The 542-nt window shown below is 35.6% G+C and carries 1 pseudogene; it reads right to left on the reverse strand.

The window, feature by feature from the left end:
* Positions 1-542 (reverse strand): annotated as a pseudogene (cka, locus tag K0039_RS20425) (pore-forming bacteriocin colicin K); the annotation flags it as partial.

The following is a 542-nucleotide window of genomic DNA, read 5'->3' on the forward strand; positions in this document are numbered from 1 at the left end:
ATTTTCACGAGCCTTTTCTTCAGCTTCCTTCTGTTTATTCACATCACCAATTTTACTTTGCAATGTATTTTTATAAGAATTAAGTTTGCTAATATCTGCATCAAGCTGATTTGATTTTTTTTGCAACTCATCAACATCCCTCTCAAGATCAGTGATACCATGATAAGAATGATGCTTGAATACTTTTTTCATCTCCTCGATTTTCTTCTGTTTTTCACTAATCTGTGTAGCAATTTTATTCTTCTGCTTTTGTTTTTCATTAATTACATTACCCACCACCTTCGAACTCTTATCCATATCACTGACCTGAGCATTCGTTTGTGCAGTATTAACTGAAGCAGTGTTATTGTTGTTATTTCCTGAGCTTTCTGCAAAAAGTGATGGCATATCACTAATTAAAGAATTAAGAACTCTGGAGACCCCTCCAAATGGATTATCAACCAGAGTTGAATTCTCTTCTGTCATAACAATACCATTCATCACCGGAAGGCCATCATTATTAATGACAACATCACCCCACGGAGTCAGATATGACTCACCGG

Source organism: Terrisporobacter mayombei, assembly GCF_020748465.1.
GTDB classification, from domain to species: Bacteria; Bacillota; Clostridia; order Peptostreptococcales; family Peptostreptococcaceae; genus Terrisporobacter; species Terrisporobacter mayombei.